Annotated in this window: 18 protein-coding genes; 7 read left to right on the forward strand and 11 right to left on the reverse strand. The window is 33.1% G+C overall.

Annotation, left to right across the window (positions count from 1 at the left end; genetic code table 11):
* Positions 1 to 22 precede the first annotated feature (22 nt).
* Entirely contained in the window at positions 23 to 253 is a 231-nt protein-coding gene (locus tag ACHRV0_RS09690; RefSeq protein ID WP_395440709.1) for a DUF4287 domain-containing protein, read from the forward strand.
* Between the two features lie 435 nt (positions 254 to 688).
* On the opposite strand, the gene ACHRV0_RS09695 is transcribed toward ACHRV0_RS09690, so the two are convergent.
* Positions 689 to 2416 carry a M14 family metallopeptidase gene (locus tag ACHRV0_RS09695; RefSeq protein ID WP_395440710.1) on the reverse strand — a complete coding sequence of 576 codons (1728 nt, stop codon included), beginning with the start codon at positions 2414 to 2416 and terminating at the stop codon, positions 689 to 691.
* Between the two features lie 246 nt (positions 2417 to 2662).
* Here ACHRV0_RS09695 and ACHRV0_RS09700 point away from each other — a divergent pair, with 246 nt between their 5' ends.
* Positions 2663 to 4024, forward strand: coding sequence for a DEAD/DEAH box helicase (locus ACHRV0_RS09700; protein ID WP_395440711.1), 1362 nt, complete (start codon positions 2663 to 2665; stop codon positions 4022 to 4024).
* 180 nt (positions 4025 to 4204) lie between these two features.
* The gene (locus tag ACHRV0_RS09705) at positions 4205 to 4654 is read left to right on the forward strand and encodes a hypothetical protein (protein WP_089052446.1); all 450 of its coding nucleotides are present in this window, start codon (positions 4205 to 4207) and stop codon (positions 4652 to 4654) included.
* 175 nt (positions 4655 to 4829) lie between these two features.
* Here the strand turns inward: ACHRV0_RS09705 and ACHRV0_RS09710 are convergent, their stop codons facing one another.
* From ACHRV0_RS09710 to ACHRV0_RS09725, 4 genes are all read right to left on the reverse strand, one after another.
* A complete protein-coding gene (locus tag ACHRV0_RS09710; RefSeq protein ID WP_395440712.1) occupies positions 4830 to 5408 on the reverse strand; it encodes a PhnA domain-containing protein in 579 nt (192 codons plus the stop codon).
* 87 nt (positions 5409 to 5495) lie between these two features.
* Complete coding sequence (locus tag ACHRV0_RS09715; protein WP_395440713.1) at positions 5496 to 6839, reverse strand: WG repeat-containing protein; 1344 nt, start codon at positions 6837 to 6839, stop codon at positions 5496 to 5498.
* A 45-nt stretch (positions 6840 to 6884) separates the two neighbouring features.
* Positions 6885 to 7343 (reverse strand): pantetheine-phosphate adenylyltransferase, encoded by a 459-nt coding sequence (gene coaD, locus ACHRV0_RS09720; protein ID WP_089052301.1) that lies wholly within the window; start codon positions 7341 to 7343, stop codon positions 6885 to 6887.
* 150 nt (positions 7344 to 7493) lie between these two features.
* Positions 7494 to 8465, reverse strand: coding sequence for a D-alanine--D-alanine ligase (locus tag ACHRV0_RS09725; RefSeq protein ID WP_089058125.1), 972 nt, complete (start codon positions 8463 to 8465; stop codon positions 7494 to 7496).
* Between the two features lie 419 nt (positions 8466 to 8884).
* Between ACHRV0_RS09725 and ACHRV0_RS09730 the strand changes: the two genes are divergently transcribed.
* Both ACHRV0_RS09730 and ACHRV0_RS09735 read left to right on the forward strand, forming a co-directional pair.
* Entirely contained in the window at positions 8885 to 9508 is a 624-nt protein-coding gene (locus ACHRV0_RS09730) for a PASTA domain-containing protein (RefSeq protein WP_089052298.1), read from the forward strand.
* Positions 9498 to 10541 (forward strand): RluA family pseudouridine synthase, encoded by a 1044-nt coding sequence (locus ACHRV0_RS09735; RefSeq protein ID WP_395440714.1) that lies wholly within the window; start codon positions 9498 to 9500, stop codon positions 10539 to 10541. Before ACHRV0_RS09730 ends, ACHRV0_RS09735 begins: the two co-directional genes overlap by 11 nt.
* A gap of 93 nt (positions 10542 to 10634) precedes the next feature.
* On the opposite strand, the gene ACHRV0_RS09740 is transcribed toward ACHRV0_RS09735, so the two are convergent.
* The 4 genes from ACHRV0_RS09740 to ACHRV0_RS09755 all read right to left on the reverse strand — a co-directional run bounded on the left by ACHRV0_RS09740 (position 10635) and on the right by ACHRV0_RS09755 (position 14030).
* Positions 10635 to 11246, reverse strand: a complete 612-nt coding sequence (locus tag ACHRV0_RS09740; protein ID WP_395440715.1) for a hypothetical protein — start codon at positions 11244 to 11246, stop codon at positions 10635 to 10637.
* 8 nt (positions 11247 to 11254) lie between these two features.
* Positions 11255 to 12496 (reverse strand): ATP-binding cassette domain-containing protein, encoded by a 1242-nt coding sequence (locus ACHRV0_RS09745; protein ID WP_395440716.1) that lies wholly within the window; start codon positions 12494 to 12496, stop codon positions 11255 to 11257.
* Positions 12497 to 12580: 84 nt separating this feature from the next.
* A complete protein-coding gene (locus ACHRV0_RS09750; protein WP_395440717.1) occupies positions 12581 to 13435 on the reverse strand; it encodes a sulfurtransferase in 855 nt (284 codons plus the stop codon).
* A gap of 205 nt (positions 13436 to 13640) precedes the next feature.
* On the reverse strand, positions 13641 to 14030 hold the full coding sequence (locus tag ACHRV0_RS09755) for a DUF1398 domain-containing protein (RefSeq protein WP_395440718.1): 390 nt from the start codon (positions 14028 to 14030) through the stop codon (positions 13641 to 13643).
* 359 nt (positions 14031 to 14389) lie between these two features.
* On the opposite strand from ACHRV0_RS09755, the gene ACHRV0_RS09760 reads away from it, so the two are divergent.
* Positions 14390 to 15082: a hypothetical protein gene (locus tag ACHRV0_RS09760; protein ID WP_089058179.1), complete on the forward strand. Its 693-nt coding sequence runs from the start codon at positions 14390 to 14392 to the stop codon at positions 15080 to 15082.
* A gap of 81 nt (positions 15083 to 15163) precedes the next feature.
* Here the strand turns inward: ACHRV0_RS09760 and ACHRV0_RS09765 are convergent, their stop codons facing one another.
* Together ACHRV0_RS09765 and ACHRV0_RS09770 are read right to left on the reverse strand one after the other, a co-directional pair.
* Complete coding sequence (locus tag ACHRV0_RS09765; RefSeq protein ID WP_089052291.1) at positions 15164 to 15601, reverse strand: thioesterase family protein; 438 nt, start codon at positions 15599 to 15601, stop codon at positions 15164 to 15166.
* Between the two features lie 141 nt (positions 15602 to 15742).
* Entirely contained in the window at positions 15743 to 16141 is a 399-nt protein-coding gene (locus ACHRV0_RS09770) for an NUDIX domain-containing protein (protein ID WP_395440719.1), read from the reverse strand.
* 415 nt (positions 16142 to 16556) lie between these two features.
* Here ACHRV0_RS09770 and dnaK point away from each other — a divergent pair, with 415 nt between their 5' ends.
* A complete protein-coding gene (dnaK, locus tag ACHRV0_RS09775; protein ID WP_099719694.1) occupies positions 16557 to 18440 on the forward strand; it encodes a molecular chaperone DnaK in 1884 nt (627 codons plus the stop codon).
* Positions 18441 to 18529: the final 89 nt, after the last annotated feature.

Raw genomic sequence — 18529 nt, forward strand, 5'->3', positions numbered from 1 at the left:
TAACTTATTAAATGTAAATTCTATGTCATTTCAAGCGTATTTAAAGACAATTAAAGAAAAAACGGGCAATGGTCCAGCTGAATTTAGAGTTTTGGCAGAACAAAAAAACTTTACATTAAACGGGAAACTTAAACCCGAAGTAAAAGCCGGCGAAATTGTAAACTGGCTTAAAGAAGATTTTGATTTAGGACAAGGACATTCAATGGCAATTTACGCTTTGCTAAAAGGTATTAAAGACGAAAACAGCAAATAACGATTTTAAAGGTCTGGGATCTAAAAGTAAAAAGCAACTCATTTCTAAGTTGCTTTTTTCTTTTTACCCTCTTTACGACTTATCGTTGCGGGCGCAAAGTCACAGACATTTGCGCAGCTGGGAATTTCTAACGATAACAAAATTAGCATTAGTTAGTTTTTTGTAAACCATATTTATATTTCTAATATTATTGAGAAAGAGTTTGCTTGTCATTTCGACGAAGGAGAAATCGCACTAGAAGCTCGACAAAGATTGGTAATTTTCGTTGTAGACTCACGAGTGCGATTTCTCCTTGGTCGAAATGACAAACTTTATGCGAAAACTTTGATAAAGTTCTACGCGCAAAGCTTTGCGATTTTATCGCAAGCCTAAAGCAATCAAAGAAAAAATATTAGCGCACTTTGTGGTAAAAAAATCTGCGCTATCAAAATAACTCTACAAAACTCGATAAACAGGATACTGCAAATGTGCCTTTTCATAATAAACAGAGTGTTTGTAAATCCAGTTTAATTGGGCTTCTGCATTTTTTGCAAATTCGCGATCAGTTTGTTTTTTAGCTTCTAATTCAGCTTTTAAAGAAGGATTTTCTTTTAAAAGTTGCGAAGCCGTATCTTCAAAAATATATTCTGAATAATGTTCTTTTTGCTGCAAAATAGGATCGAAAAAATTCCAGTTGAAGAACGAATCAACGCCTTCTGGTTCAAAAGCTTCTACGAGATATTTTACGCCTTTTTGGTTTGTTGGAACCAAATAATCCCCTTTGGCGAAAGCCATTTTTATAATTTTAGAAGTTATTGTGGTATTGTAGTGTAAATAATGCCCTTCGTAAGCGTTTGGAACCGTTTTAAAATCGGCAATTTTATAGCTTTCAACCTCGATAATGGTATCGTTTTTAAGCTGAAAATAAGAGATATTGTTATTCTTTAAAAGATCAATAATATTCCAATATCCGCGCGGAATAATATAAGCAGTTGGAATCACAACTTCTTTCACCGACTTGAATTCTTTGATATACGGAACGTCTTTTTTATACGGCTTATTTCGGTCATAATACAAACGGTTTCCTGTTGTGGCTTCACTTTTTTTGTAACCTGCTTCATATCCTAAAAATGAAAATGTAGTTGCTTTTGTGCTATCCAATTCCCATTTTAAAGTATAGGATTTTTTGGGTTGATATTGCTCTAAATTTTTTACTCTTAAATCTTTTATCTTTTGATAATTTGCATCGGTAAAATCCAAAGTCGATTTTGTGTATTCGTAGGTCATTTTTACACGTTCGGCATATTTTTTCAACATATGTGTTTCAACGACAAAACCAATTGTATTAAATAGCGACGTATAGCCTGTTGTATATCTTGGATTATCTACAAATTGCCCAAAACCTTTGTCTGGAGTATCTTTAAAAGAATCTACATACGGCGTTGTTTCAATTTTCTTTTTCTGTAAATCTTTTACCAAAGCGGGCATCATTTCGACATTCATAAAATCACCCAAAACGGTTCCTAGCTTATTATGTTGCGTCATAATATAAGTTAGTTTGTATTGATAATCAGAACCGTTGCTTACGTGATTATCGATAAAAATATCAGGATTTATTTTTTGGAAAATTTCGACAAAGCTTTTTGTATTTCGAGTGTCGGATTTCATCAAATCGCGATTCAAATCATAGTTTCTGGCGTTTCCTCTAAAACCATAAATTTCAGGACCATCTTGATTGGCTCTTGTAGTCGAGTTTCGGTTTAAAGCACCGCCAATATTGTAAACAGGAATGGTAACTAAAACGGTGTTTTTTGGTGCTTTTATTTTTCCTATTGCCAAATCTCTGTAAAATTGCATTGTGGCATCGATTCCGTCGGGTTCACCGGCATGAATACCGTTATTGATAAAAAGAACGGCTTTGTTTTTCTGAATTTTATCAAAATCAAATTCCTTGTCAGGATTATAAACAATCATGTGCAAAGGTTCTCCAGAATCAGTCAAACCCATTTCTTTCATTTGAATCGTTGGAAAATCAGCAGCCAATAGCTTATAATAGGCAATAGTTTCTTGGTAAGAAGCGGTTTGATTTCCGTTTCCTTTTTCGAAAAAGGTATCGTATTTTTTATTGTTTTGAGCGGAAATGGTTATTGTAAAAAGTGAAAAGAGAATGGTAAAAAGTTTCATGGTTGTGGTTTTAATCAAAATCAAATATAAGTTTTTTGTTTCAAGTTTCAGGTTAATCACTTTGCGGTTTTGGTTTCACGCAGATTTTGCAGATTTGAGCTGATCAAAAAGGATTTTTTAAATAATAAAAATAGAAATCTGCTCAAATCTGCAAAATCTGCGTGAAACATTTTTTGTGATTTCTATCTAAACTTGAAACTTGAAACAAGAAAAAACTTAAAACAATTTTTTACCTACTTTTGCAAAATGAATAAAAAACACCATTCCAACAATATACTTTCGAATTTAGGTATTGAAAGCTTAAACGAAATGCAGGAAATGGCGCAAGATGCCATTTTGCACGAAAACAATGTTTTATTGCTTTCTCCAACAGGATCAGGAAAAACATTGGCTTTTTTGCTTCCTATTTTAGAATTATTACAGCCTGAGATACTTTCAGTTCAATGTTTAATTTTAGTGCCTTCGCGCGAATTAGGGCTTCAGATTGAACAGGTTTGGAAAAAAATGGGAACGCAGTACAAAGTAAATATTTGTTACGGAGGACACTCGATTGATACTGAAATTAAAAATTTGAGCAATCCGCCGGCTGTTTTAATTGGAACTCCAGGAAGAATTGCAGATCATATTGACAGGGAAACTTTTCGAACAGATAAGGTTCAGACTTTAATTTTGGATGAGTTTGACAAATCGCTTCAATTAGGGTTTCATGAACAGATGTCTTTTATAATTGGTAGATTACCTAAAGTGAATAAAAGAGTTTTGGTTTCGGCAACATCTGATATTGAGATTCCAAAATATACAAGAGTGGTTAACCCAACTGTTTTAGATTTTATTCCTGAAGAAGAGGAAAAGACTAATCTTTCTATGAAAATGATTTTGTCTCCTTCAAAAGACAAATTAGAAAGTTTGTTCAATTTGATTTGTTCTTTAAAATCGCAATCGGCTATTATATTTTGTAATCACCGTGATGCTGCAGAACGTATCAGCGACACTTTGAATGAAAAAGGCATTTACGCTACGTATTATCATGGCGGAATGGATCAGGATGAGCGTGAACGTGCATTGATTCAGTTTAGAAATGGAAGTGTGAGTTATCTTGTTACAACTGATCTTGCCGCGCGTGGATTGGATATTCCGGAGATGAAACACGTTATTCATTATCATTTGCCTTTAAAAGCAGACGAATTTACACATCGTAACGGACGTACAGCACGTATGCAGGCAACTGGAACGGCATATGTTATTGTTCATGAAAGTGAAAAACAATTGGATTATATCGATTATGATATGGAAATCTTTGATGTGAAGAATACGACAGCTCTGCCAAAACCACCTGAATTTCAAACGATTTACATTAGCGGCGGTAAAAAAACAAAACTGAATAAGTTTGATATTGTTGGTTTCTTTTCTCAAAAAGGGAAATTGGAAAAAGGTGATTTAGGACTTATCGAGGTAAAAGATTTTGTTTCGTTTGCGGCAGTAAAATTCGGAAAAGTAAAAGAGCTGCTTAAGAATATTAAAGATGAAAAAATGAAAGGGAAAAAGTTTAAAATTGAGGTGGCTCGTAATGTGGTGAAGAAAGAAGAGGAGAAGAACAATAAATATTAAATAACAGAAAATTGCTGGTAATTTACCAGTTTTAATTTTATGTAATTGTATATCAGTATTTTAATTATTTTGCGTTTGTGGTTTGTGATTTTATGTTAAAAAAATAACGATTTGATAGGTGTTTTTTCATTATTTCTGTGTTTTTTTGTTGCTGTAAAAATTATAAATCCCAAATTTATTATGAAAAGAACTATTACCATTGCCGTTTTGTTCTTTAGTCTTGTGTCGTTTGCACAGATTAAGGTTCTTGAAACAGTTCCTGTTGAAAAATTAGGAAAAGTAAATAACAATTACATTCAGAAAATTGGCGATGAATACACAGTGTATTACACTAGTATTCAAAACGATGATGAAGATGCATCAAGTTTAAGAAAATTTACCTTCAAAAATGTTGACAACGATTATGTAAATCTTTACAACATAATTGTAAATGGTTTTACAGCAACTCCATTGTATGATATAAAATTAGAATTACCAAACAATTATATTTGGTTACACTATACAGGAAACGTTGTTCCAGATAAAGCGACAGTTCAGTTTATGGTTTCAAGCAAAGATAAAGATGCTGCGACAAACAATGTTTCTGAGCCGTTGATCAAAGAGCAAATCAATAAATTATTTCAACGATAATTTTTAGTTTGAGGTTTCAGGTTTAATTTGTTTCAAGTTATTTCCAGAACCGAAAAATAATAAAAAAGGCTATTCGTATTTTGAATAGCCTTTTTTTATTGCTTCAAGTTTCATAAGTCAAGCAAAAAAAGCCTTTGCAACTTTGCCTCTTTGTAACTATGAACCTAAAAAAAAATTATATCTTCTTCACATATTGCGTGATAATCACAATTTGTTGACCATCTACTTTTCCTTCAATATATTCGGCATTTTCATGGTCAAGACGAATGTTTCTTACTGCGGTTCCTTGTTTGGCAACCATACTTGATCCTTTTACTTTAAGATCTTTGATTAAAACAACTGAATCTCCGTGTTGTAAAACTACGCCATTGCTGTCACGGTGAACCAATTTGTTTTCGTCGTCTTCGCCTTCGCCTGTAGCTTGTGCCCACGCCAGTGTATCTTCGTCTAAATACATCATATCAAGTAATTCTTGCGGCCATCCTGCAGCACGCATACGGCTTAACATTCTCCAAGCCACAACTTGTACAGCGACATTTTCGTTCCACATGCTGTCGTTAAGACATCTCCAGTGATTTAAATCGACGTTATCTGGATTTTCAATTTGGTCAATACAGGTAGTACAAGCTAAAATACTTTCGTCAAGACCGCCTTTTTGAGTTGGTAATACTTGATATGCTTTTAGGTTTTCTTCAGCGCCGCAAAGTTCGCATTTAGATCCGCTTCGTTTGTTTAATTCTCTTTCGATACTCATTACTTATTGTTTATTTTAAAAATGCGAAATTACTTATAATTTAGTTTCATTGCAAGTTTATATTTTGGACAGGTTTTTTGGGGCAGACTAATTACAATTTTCAATACATAATAAGTCGCAATCGTAGGTTTTGGTTTTAAAATCTTTTTGGGTTACTTCTATTTTTTCAGAATACCCAACAATGTTTGGATAGTCGAATGGCATTACTATTTTATTTTCTAATGATAAGATGCCGTATTTATTATTTAATTGCGCAATCACTTTGTTACAAGATATGTATAATTGCTCATAAAGAATAGGAATTATTACCTTATTATTTTTATCAACAAGCCCATATTTAGAATTTAGTTTGACAACAAATAGATTATCATTTTGAGAAACGTCTTCATACATAAATGGAAACAATAGATTGGAAAAATCGTCATTTAAAACTAATGTCTCTTTATCACCTTTTTTTATTCTTGTGAATTGTCTGCTGTACATATCAAATTTCTCAAAATCGAAATTGGTATTTAATTTTTTAGTTCTGAAATTATAAAAATGCTTTAAATTATTGATTGTTAAAACTGCAAAATCTGCAGTTATTATCTCGATATTTTGATATTTAATTGGAATTATTTCTTTTTCACTTAAATCAATCATACCGTAAAGATTTCCTTCTTTAACTATTAAAAAATTTTCTTTTTTAGGGTTTTCAATCAAGCGCTTGTATTCGATATTGTCATATTTTGCTTGAATAAGAACATTGTTTTCACTGTCTATGATGCCTTGTTTTTTGTTTTTATAGAAAACATAGAAAGTTTTTTTATCTGAGATATAGTCTCCGTAGATTTCAAAACTTTTATCTAAAACTAAAGAATCTGAAATTATTTTATTATTTAAAAAATAATTTGTTTTGTTGTTTTTAGAAAGAACCAGAACGCCATTTTTCTTTTTTATCTCGTCATAATCAATTGGAATTATTTCCTTTCCTAAATAATTGAATACACCTTTTTTGTTGTCTTTTTTTACAATAAATTCTTGGTTATAGGACTGAGAGAATTCGATATTATCAAATTCTACAGGAAGTATCTCTCCTTTGGCGATACTAAATACTCCTTTTTTTTGATTTTTGGTAACTGCCCAGAATTCATTGTAAATTCTTTCTGTTTTATTAAAATTAATAGGAATCATTATCTTGCCATAATTAGAAACAACACCCCAAAGTCCTTTTTTCTTAATAAAAATTAAATCTGATTTTTTCTTCTGATAAAGACTGTCTATATCTGAAATTACTATTTTTCCATCTTCGTCTGTTAATTGAAATGTTTCCCCTTTTTTACTTATTAAAACTTGGCTTTGTGATGTGGTTAATGAGATTTCTGAATTAACTTGAGAATAAGAACTATTTATAAATAAAATTGTAAATAAAACCGAAATGTATAATTTCATTGTTTAAATTTAATTTGATGATGACTTAGATATTGGGAGCTAAAATTATTTTTTAACTCTAACCGCTTCTGGAACGAGCATTTCATATTCGCCGCCATTACGCAGTACATCACGAACAATGCTTGAACTTATATATGATGTGCTTGCAGCAGTTAATAAAAAGACAGTTTCAATTTTAGACAGTTTTCTATTGGTGTGTGCAATGGCTTTTTCGAATTCGAAATCGGCAGGGTTACGCAAACCTCTTAATATGAAATCAGCTTTTTGTTTTTTGGCGAGATCTATTGTCAGACCTTCATAAGTGATAACCGAGACTTTTGGTTCGTCTTTGAAAGTTTCTTCGATAAAACGTTTTCTTTCTTCTAATGAAAACATGTATTTTTTTTCGGCATTTACACCAATTGCAATTACGATTTCATCAAATAAAGAAATTCCTCTTTTGATAATATCTTCGTGACCTAAGGTAATTGGGTCAAATGATCCTGGGAATAGGGCTTTTCGCATCTTTTTTAAGGTTCTAAGGTTCTAAGGTTCTGAGATTCTGAGTTTTTAGGTTAAAAGGTTCTTTGGAAGACTTCGACTTTACTCAGTGTGGTAATATTGTGTTTAAAAAATAAAGTGCTAAGATCTTAGAACCTTAGCACCTTAGCGTCTTTAAGAAAGAGCCAGTTCAATTGCATTTGTAAACAAATCTTCTAGAGAAATTCCGGCTGCTCTTGCTTGCTGCGGAATCAAACTTTCGGTTGTTAAACCTGGAATTGTATTCATTTCGAGCATATACGGTTCGTTGTCTACAATGATAAATTCACTTCTTGAGAATCCTTTCATTTTTAGCACTTCGTAAGCGCGTTTGGCTACATCACTTACTTTTTGTGTTAGCTCATCAGAGATTCTGGCAGGTGTGATTTCTTGTGATTTTCCTTCGTATTTGGCTTCATAATCGAAGAAATCATTATCAGATACGATTTCGGTAATTGGCAATACTTTAATTTCGCCTTTGTAATTGATTACTCCAACAGAAACTTCCGTTCCGTCAAGGAAACTTTCAATGATGATTTCGTTGTCTTCTTTGTAAGCAACTTCAATCGCGATTGGAAGTTCAGCTTCTGTTTTTACTTTTGAAATTCCAAAACTAGATCCAGCTTTGTTTGGTTTAACAAAACATGGCAAGCCTACTTTTTTAACGATTTCCTCGGTATTGATAACATCACCTTTGTTTAAGTAATATGAAATTGCTGTTTTGATTCCGTACGGTTTTAAAACAGATAACAAATCTCTTTTATTGAATGTTAAAGCTGATTGATAGTAATCGCAAGAAGATTGCGGAATTCCTAATAATTCAAAATAAGCCTGCATTAATCCATCTTCACCTGGAGTTCCGTGAATGGCATTGAAAACACAGTCGAAAGTAATTTTCTGATCGTTTATAGTTACAGAAAAGTCGTTTTTATCGATCGCATATTCAGCGTCCTTTTCGTCTACATATACCCATTTTTCTTTAAAAATATGGATACGGAATCCGTTGTATTTTGTTTTGTCAAGATATTGATAAACAACGTTTCCGCTGATAAGCGAGATTTTATATTCGCTTGAATATCCGCCCATGATGATGGCTATGTTTTTCATTTTATGATGTTTATTTGTTTAATCGTTTAACTGTTTATTTGTTTAACTGTTTGGCTGCCACGAATTTCTCAAATTTTCACGAATTGTTTTTTTATTCGTTTTGTTTGTCAGGCTGAGCGGAGTTGAAGCACCGTTTGCTGAATCACTTTGCGGAAGTTTCGACTCCGCTCTGCCTGACAATATTGTGGCTGCATTATTAAACTTTTGAAACCAAGTGCCCTAGCCCTGATGGGAGCGGTATCTCTCGATTTAGAAAAACAAGGCTTTTAACCGTAGTTTTTGTTTATCGGGAATACAGCGGACAGCAGGAAACAGCTCCTTATACTAATCATGTATTAAAAGCTATTTCGTTTAAAACAAAATTATCATTTTTTTTGAAACGAAATAGCTTTATCTTTGCCTCTAATAAAAATAAATTTATGAGTTTACGTAAGTATTTAACAAGCCGAGTATTTTTTATTCAAGTATTAAGTGCGGCTGCTATTATTGCCGTTTTAGGTTATTTGTTTATGCATTGGCTGACTTTTACCACGGATCATGGTCATGAAATCGCGGTTCCAAATTTAGCTAAACTGACAGAGGAGCAGGTAGAGCAAAAACTGGATGAACTGGATTTAGATTATGTGCTTTTGGATAGTGTTGATTATCGTAGTGAATTTCCAAAATATAGTGTTGTTGAGCAAGATCCATTGCCGGGAACAAAAGTAAAAGTGGGAAGAAAAATATATATTAAAATTAATTCATCAGGATTCTCATCTGTTAGAATTCCTGATTTAATTGAAAAAACGTATCGTGAAGCGGTTCCAACTTTAAAAGCTTTAGGGCTTGAACCGGGAACAATTACTTATATACCGAATCTTGGAAAAGATATGGTTTTGGAGATGCGTTATAAAGGAAGAAATTTAAAAGTAGGAGATCGTGTGTTGAAGGCTTCAAAAATCGACTTGGTTTTAGGAGACGGAAAAGCAACTTATGAAGATGAAGGTCAGGCTGCAGACAGTACGGCTGCACCAACTACTGAAACCCCACAAGATGAACAATAATATTGAAAATTTAGATCTAGAAGACGAATTATTCGAGCATTTTAGATTTGAAGTCCCTAAAGGTCAAGCGCTTTTGCGTATTGACAAATATTTAATGAATTTGATTCAGAATGCAACGCGAAATAAAATTCAAAATGCTGCAACTGAAGGAAACATTTTTGTAAATGATATTCCAGTAAAATCAAATTATAAGGTTAAACCTTTTGATGTTGTAACGGTTATGTTATCGCATCCGCCGTTTGAAAACCATATTCTGCCAGAAGATATTCCGTTGAATATTGTGTATGAAGATGACGCTCTTTTATTGATTAATAAAGAGCCGGGAATGGTTGTGCATCCTGGTCACGGTAATTATACGGGAACGCTGGTAAATGCTTTGGCACATCATTTTGATAATCTGCCAATGAACAGCAGCGAGCGTCCGGGTTTGGTGCATAGAATTGATAAGGATACATCAGGACTTTTGGTTGTGGCTAAAACAGAGGCAGCAATGACTCATTTGGCGAAACAATTTGAAGCTAAAACTTCTGAACGTGAATATATTGCTCTTGTTTGGGGAAATGTTACGGAAGAAGAGGGTACAATTGAAGGAAACTTAGCAAGACATTTAAAAGATCGTATGCAAATGGCGGTTTTTGCTGATCCAGAAATTGGAAAACCTGCAATTACACATTATAAAGTTTTGGAACGTTTTGGATATGTTACGTTGATTTCTTGTAGATTAGAAACCGGAAGAACACATCAAATTCGTGCGCATATGAAACATATTGGACATCCGTTGTTTAATGATGAACGTTATGGCGGACATTTGATTTTGAAAGGAACTACTTTTACAAAATACAAACAGTTTATAGAGAATTGTTTTAAAGCGTTGCCGCGTCAGGCTTTGCATGCAAAGACACTTGGTTTTGTGCATCCAAATACAGGCGAAATGATGCGTTTTGATACGGAATTACCTCAGGATTTTCAGGATTGTATTGAAAAATGGCGTAATTATGTTAAGTCGCACAATACGGAAGACGAAGAGAATTAGATTAGATAATTTGTCAATTAGAAAATTAGACAATTTGTTATAGTAAAAAAAAGCTCCTGATGGAGCTTTTTTTGTTTTAACTGTAAGTTTTTCTTATAGTGTTTTGATACTTAAATCGGTTATTTTGACTTCTCCGTTGGTTATGAAACCTAGTTTTCCTTGTTGGCTGAGATTGCTTTTTTCTATGAAACATTCTAAATAGGTTTGATTGTCTACAGAAAAGAGCAACTGATTGTTCGTGACTCTGATTTTTATCGAATACCATTTGTTGTTCTCTAATTTCATTGGTTTGGTAAATAGGCTTTTTCCGCCTCGTTTGCCATATTCATCATTGTCTTTGTAGTATACTCCTTTTCCAATAACTATATTTTGATCAATTTGATACAAGTATGTTCTGATGTAGTTTTCTTTATCAGAGTTTAACATGATTTCAAATAAAGATTCTTTGGTCATGTTTGCTTTAAAATCAATTTCGTAGTTTTTTGGAAGACGTCTTTTTGATCGTATAACGCCCCAATGCATCGGGCCTCCAGTTCCTATCAAAGTATCTTTTTTTAGAAACCATTCTTTTGAATCAATATTCCAATCTGGTTTTAGTTTTGAAACTTCTGCGAGCTTATATTCTTTTCTAACTGTAGAAATTGAATTGGAGCAGGAGGTAAGCAGAAGTATTGTAAGTACAGCTGCATAATAGTTAAATCTCATTTTTTTGTTTAATTTAATTCTGAATGGTATTTTATTTTACCAATAGAACCTGTTGGCGCTGGCAAAAGCTCAAATACAGAAGTAGGAGCAAGTCCAGATTCAATTCGATGAGAAACATATAATACAGTAACATTAGTTTCTTGTTTGATGGTGTTGATTAGCTGAATTACTAAATCTACATTTTCGTCGTCTAAGCCTTCTACAGGTTCGTCTAAAATTAATAACGGTGGATGTTTTAAAACGGCGCGAACAATTAATGCCACTCGCTGCTGTCCGATCGAAAGATCTATAAAACGTTTTTTTCTTAAATGTGTCATTTCGATAACTTCAAGCCATTGCGAAACAATTTGTTTTTGATGTGTTGTTGGCTCAATGTAAAGTCCAATAGAATCAAAGAATCCAGAAAGAATCATTTCCTCCAGTGTATGGCTTTTTTGAAACAAATCGGTCATCGAAGTTGCAAAGATTCCAATTTGCTTTTTGATGTCCCAAACGCTTTCGCCGCTTCCTTTTTTTCTTCCAAATAAAAACAAATCCTGACCAAATCCTTTTGGGTTGTCGCCTGTGATTAAAGATAGAATAGTACTTTTTCCTGATCCATTTGGACCAATTAACTGCCAGAATTCACCTTGTTTTATTGTCCACGAAATAGTATCGAGAATTTTTCTTTCATCGTAACTTACAGAAACATTTTCGAGTTTAATTAATACACTTTCGTGAAAAGAATGCGATTCAATCGCTTTAGGAATTGAGGCTGTATTTAGGGTTTTAAAATGATTTTCGGTTTTTGAAATTGGATGAAGTTCAAAGGTGTTGTCGTTAATCTGCGCTTTATTCGGAACAAAATCAAGAACATCAACGGTACGATTTAGAAGTTGAATAATAGCAATTTCATTTGTTAAGCTTTTTAAAGATTCTGCTAAAACTACACGAGAAGCTTGATCTAAATGATCAAAAGGATTATCAAAAATGATAAAATCTGGTTTTTGATTGATACAGTATTTTAAAAATTCTTTTTTACGTTCTCCAGATGAAAATGTACGAAGCTGTCTGTGTGATTCTGGAGATGCTTCGACACTATCATATTGATATTCTTTTTCAATGAATTTTTCAATTGCAATGTCTGAGAACAAAATCCCTTTTTGATTGTTAAAAACGGCTAATTCTCCTTTTGCTTCACTTGAAAGTAAGCTGTCTATAAAAGCTTTTTTATTTACTTGATTTGATAAAAGTATATCCCAATGCTGCATTTCTGTATTTTAAAAAATTGTTGATTGTGTTGTATTTTGAGCTTTTTTACTGTTCTCGAAAGTTATTGAAAGCAGCAAAACTATTTATTCTGATTTTTTCACTGCCATTTCACGATCATTTCTTGACCATTCGCTCCATGATCCTACATAAAGTTTCGGAATTTCTATTCCGGCATAATCCATTGCTAATAATGTGTGACAAGCCGTAACACCTGATCCGCAATGTACAATTATATTTTCGGATGGTTTGTCTTTTAAAATTGTTGTATATTTTTCCGCTAAAGTATTTGAAGATTTAAAGAGACCATTTTCATCTAGGTTTTCGCTAAACGGAATATTTATGGCACCCGGAATGTGTCCAGCAATTAAATCCAAAGGTTCAGTAAGTCCGTCAAAACGATTTTTATCTCTTACATCAATTACAATATTTTCGCTGTTGTTTCGGGCTTTTTCTACTTCTTCAATATCAGCTGTTTTTAGTTTCCATTCAGAAATAGGATATTTTTCTACTACTTCAAAAGATCCGATTTCAGAACTCACAGGGAAACCTGTTTTTATGGCTTCTTGTAAACCTCCGTTTAAAACTTGAACTTGTTCGTGACCAATTGCTTTTAGCATCCACCAAAATCTAGAAGCGGCGTTTGAACCGTTTTTATCATCATAAATGACAATATGCGATGTTGGTGAAATTCCTAATTTAGAAAGTACTTCAGAAAATTTAGAGAAAGAAGGCAATGGATGTCTGCCGCCGTTTGCAGGATTTTCGACTGTTGCTAAATCTTTGTTTAAATCAACATAACGAGCATCTTGTAAATGTTCGGTTTTGAAATTTTCTTCGGCATTAATTCCTGCTCTGGCGTCAATCAATATGATTTCAGATAAATTGCTCAGGTTTAATAGTTCTTCAGCATTTATAATTGGAGAGAGTTTAGCAGCCATTTTGGATAAATTTAGTAGCTTCATGTATAAAGCTAATGTGTGCTTGATCATTTTTTGCCGTATAAAAAGCAATAACCTTAAATTTAGGTTTTTCTTTTTTTTGCTGTGAAAATCCTGTAAAGCAAACCAAAAAAAGCATCATAAGGATACTTTTTTTAGTTGTAAAATATTTTGTGTTATTGAAAACAAGCATTTCTAAGGCAGCTTAACTTGGAATTTTCTCAATTAGAATTTTGTTTTCTGCGCTATCAAAATAAGTGCAGGTCATTTCTATAATATCAACTCTCCATTTTGCTATTCCGCATTGACCAGAATGATTGCAAAAAGTAATATAATCTGTTTCGCCATGTTGATGTTTTACTAAAAATTCAATAAAAAGCTCTTTATTAACCGTTGGAGCAATTGCAATTGGACTGTATTTTTCATCAGAAGTAACAGTATAATTGTTTACTCCGTAATATTCAACATGACCATCGTGTACAAATGTATCGTAGCCTTTTACGCCCAGAATAATCAGGTCTTGTATATAATTAGGAAAGTCGGCACCGCTTTGTACTTTGGCGTGAGCCTCTTTGATTTGCTCTATAGTAAACATATGTTTCGTTTTTAATTAATTACTTTTTCAAAAATACGATTATTGATTTTATTAATGAATCATATTTAAGGAATGTATTCTTGATAAGATTGAAGAATTGTAAAATATAAAATTACTGTTATGCATTTTGAAATACAAAAAACAGTGTCATAAAGTTATCAGAAAATAGGTGTTCTAAGTTGTTTTGTTGTTTTTGAAGCCATTTATCGATTATTTATTGTGTTTTTATCGATTAAATGATATTGATTATGAAAATAATGTATTTAAACGAGTAATGTGGTACTTGGAGGAACTTCTTTTATTAACAGGAAAATTGTCTTTAAATTAGTGTAAGAATGTTGTCAGCTAAAATTGGTATTATGAAAAAAACAATACTTATACTCTTGCTTTCCGTCTCTGCATTTGCTCAGGAAATCAACACATTTGATTTTGCTGTTATAAACTCTACTTTGATATCTGCCAATATCGATCTTGATAAAGGAAGGAGCGTTGTTGCGGCAAATAAAGATCAATATTCGGCCTATTTTCAGTATGCTCTTGCGATGTGTCAGGAAGATATTATTTTTGGTGCCGGGATTGATAAATCTGAGATTGACAGGACTTATATTGGTTATATTGGTAAAATATGCGATAAGTTTAGAGCAACAATCGGCATAGGTTATGTTGATTCACGAAGCGGTTATCAAGGAACATTTACAGGATTTAGTATTTCGTATCATTTTGGAGAAAATACTTATGTGGGAGGGAACTTAGAAAATGTACATTCTGTAAGTATGGATTATGAAACGGATGAAAGTTTTGATTATTATCAAAAAATGGTTCCGAAGGTTTTTGCCAGTTACGAGTTTGTTCCAAATTTTATAGTTTTCGGGCAATTAAGCAGCAGGGTTAATGATATTGCTTTGAAATATCAGGTTAACCGATTTTCGGCAGGTGGATTTTATTCGGGACATGGTGTTGAAGGAATTTTTGGGACTGTAAATATTGGTCGATTTGCTATTTCTTGCAGTACTACTTTTGACAGGGTAAATTTTGGATTGAAGTTTGAATAGGTTTGATTTAAAAGGAAATAAAAAATCCGAAAAGTGATCGCTTTTCGGATTTTAGTGTTTTATAGACAGTTGGATTTAATTTTATAATCCAACAAAATCATCGCTTTTAGGAAAAATACTCAATGCCTGAATTGCAATTTCTGGTGTTGGAGAAGCTAGTTTTCTTAGTTTAGTGTCCATCCATGCGCCATCCACAGTAATAACGGCACAAAGTGTATCGTCTTCACGTCTAAATTCGTGGATGATAGACCAGCGTGAAGCATCGGCTTTCATTTTTGACGTTTTGGTATGAATAAATATTTTGTCTGAGAGTTTTAATTCTTTTCTAAAAACACATTCTTCTCTAAACAAAACAGGACCAAAACCTTGTGTCTGCATTACTCTTAAAGTTAAACCTAATTCTTCTAGAATTTCGATACGATGCTGTGCGCCAAAATCGTAATAAGCACTATGACGAACGTGAAAGTTTGGGTCTAGATCTGACCAGCGAAAAGATATTTCTTTTGTAAATGATGCCATTTTGTAATTGTAATTTTAATGAGAAATCGAAATTACGAATAAATATGAAATAGGAGTTTTTCTTAATAGTTAAATATTTCGTTGTGATTAAGTTTAAACTGAGTTGGCAGAATAAATATAAAGATGCTTTGATAGTTGTTCTTAAACTAGCAATCCACTTTCTTTTAGGTGTTTAAAAATAATTTTATCAACCTCAGATATTATATTTAAGTCAGTATAGTTTAGCCATTTGATTTCGGCTATTTCGTTGCTCTCTTTTGGTATTCCAATATAATCCGCTTTGTAGCATGTCATCTTTACAATGATTCCATTCGTATCTCCATCTGATTGAGCTTTGAATGTCCCTATGTATTCAATAGATTCGGGGATTATGTCAACGTTTAATTCTTCTTGAATTTCTCTAATTAGAGTTTGTTCGTCGGTTTCATTATTTTCTCTTTTTCCGCCTGGAATATAATATTTGTTTTTTCCTTTCGATTTTGTGCTTAATATTTGACCGTTTTCAATTTTTATTAATGCAATTTTATCAATTTCGACCATCACTGTTTTTAAACTATAATTTTTTTTGCTCTTCTATAGAGCGTATTATTTTTCAAATGTAAGATGTTTTCGTATTAATTATTTATAGCATTAATCATTTTTTTAGTGCGTTTTAATAATGGATTCTCTAAATTGATTTTGATAGGACTGAGTTTTAGAAGTTTTATGTAAATAGATTTGCGACAGGGCTTTATTTAGCAAATCTGGGGAAAAATAAAAAGAAGTCTGCTAAAATAATGACATGAATTATTGGAGTATGCCATGTATGTCAGGTTTAAAAAATGTCATGTTGTCAGCCGATTATTGTCGTGCCAATAATAAAACTGACAATTTTATTTAGTTTTTTATATTGGCACAAAGATTGACTTATGCCACCTGAGTTATAAAATTAAATCAAAAATTAAATATATAAAAAATGGGTAAAATAATCGGAATTGACTTAGGTACGACGAACTCTTGTGTTTCTGTAATGGAAGGTAACGAAGCAGTTGTTATTCCTAACGCAGAAGGAAAAAGAACAACTCCATCTATCATCGCTTTTGTTGAAGGTGGCGAAATTAAAGTAGGTGATCCTGCAAAAAGACAAGCAGTAACGAATCCTACAAAAACGATTGCTTCTATTAAACGTTTTATGGGACACACTTTTGCTGAAACTCAAGAAGAGGCAAAAAGAGTTCCTTACAGTGTTGTAAAAGGTGACAACAATACTCCACGTGTGGATATTGACGGTCGTTTATACACTGCTCAAGAATTGTCTGCAATGACACTTCAAAAAATGAAAAAAACTGCTGAAGACTATTTAGGTCAAACTGTAACTGAAGCAGTTATTACTGTTCCTGCTTACTTTAACGATGCACAACGTCAAGCTACAAAAGAAGCTGGTGAAATTGCTGGTCTTAAAGTTATGCGTATCATCAATGAGCCAACTGCTGCTGCACTTGCTTACGGATTAGATAAAAAAGGAACTGATCAAAAAATTGCTGTTTACGATTTAGGTGGAGGTACTTTTGATATCTCTGTTCTTGAATTAGGAGATGGTGTATTCGAAGTATTATCTACAAATGGTGATACTCACTTAGGTGGTGATGATTTTGACCAAGTTATTATTGACTGGTTAGCTGACGAATTCAAAACTGAAGAAGGTATTGATTTACGTTTAGATCCAATGTCATTACAACGTTTGAAAGAAGCTGCTGAGAAAGCTAAGATTGAATTATCATCTTCTGCTGAAACAGAAATCAACTTACCATACGTAACTGCTACTGCTTCTGGACCAAAACACTTAGTGAAAAAATTATCTAGAGCTAAATTTGAGCAATTATCTGATACTTTAGTAAAACGTTCTATGGAGCCAGTTGCTAAAGCATTAAAAGATGCAGGTTTATCTACATCTGATATCGACGAAGTAATCCTTGTAGGAGGTTCTACTCGTATGCCAAGAATCGCTGACGAAGTTGAAAAATTCTTCGGTAAAAAAGCATCTAAAGGTGTTAACCCTGATGAGGTTGTTGCTATTGGAGCTGCTATTCAAGGTGGAGTTTTATCTGGAGATGTAAAAGATGTATTGTTACTTGACGTAACACCTCTTTCTTTAGGTATCGAAACTATGGGTGGTGTATTGACTAAATTAATCGAGTCTAACACAACTATTCCAACTAAAAAATCTCAAGTATTCTCTACTGCTGCTGATTCTCAACCATCTGTTGAAATCCACGTATTGCAAGGAGAAAGAGCTATGGCTGCTGATAACAAAACTATCGGTCGTTTCCACTTAGATGGTATTCCACCAGCACCAAGAGGAGTTCCTCAAATCGAAGTAACTTTCGATATCGATGCTAATGGTATCATCAAAGTTTCTGCAACTGACAAAGGAACTGGAAAATCTCACGATATCCGTATCGAAGCTTCTTCTGGATTAACAGCTGAAGAAATCGAAAAAATGAAAAAAGATGCTGAAGCTAATGCTGATGCTGACAGAATTGCAAAAGAAAGAGCTGAGAAATTGAACGAAGCTGATAGTACTATTTTCCAAACTGAAAGTCAATTGAAAGAATTGGGAGATAAAATTACAGATGAGCACAAAACAGCTATTGAATATGCTTTAACTGAATTGAGAATGGCTCACCAATCTCAAGATCTTGATGCAATCCAAAAGGGATTAGACAATGTTAATGCAGCTTGGAAAACAGCTACAGAAGCAATGTACGCTCAAGGTGATGCAGGACAACAAGCTGCTCCACAACAAGAGCAATCTCAAGGAGATAACGTTGAAGACGTTGAATTCGAAGAGGTAAAATAATTTACTACGTAGAGACACACTGCGGTGCATCTTTACAATTGAATATGAAAACCGAGTCAGAAATGGCTCGGTTTTTTTTATGCCTATAA

Source organism: Flavobacterium sp. FlaQc-30, from assembly GCF_044005885.1.
Classification (GTDB): Bacteria; Bacteroidota; Bacteroidia; order Flavobacteriales; family Flavobacteriaceae; genus Flavobacterium.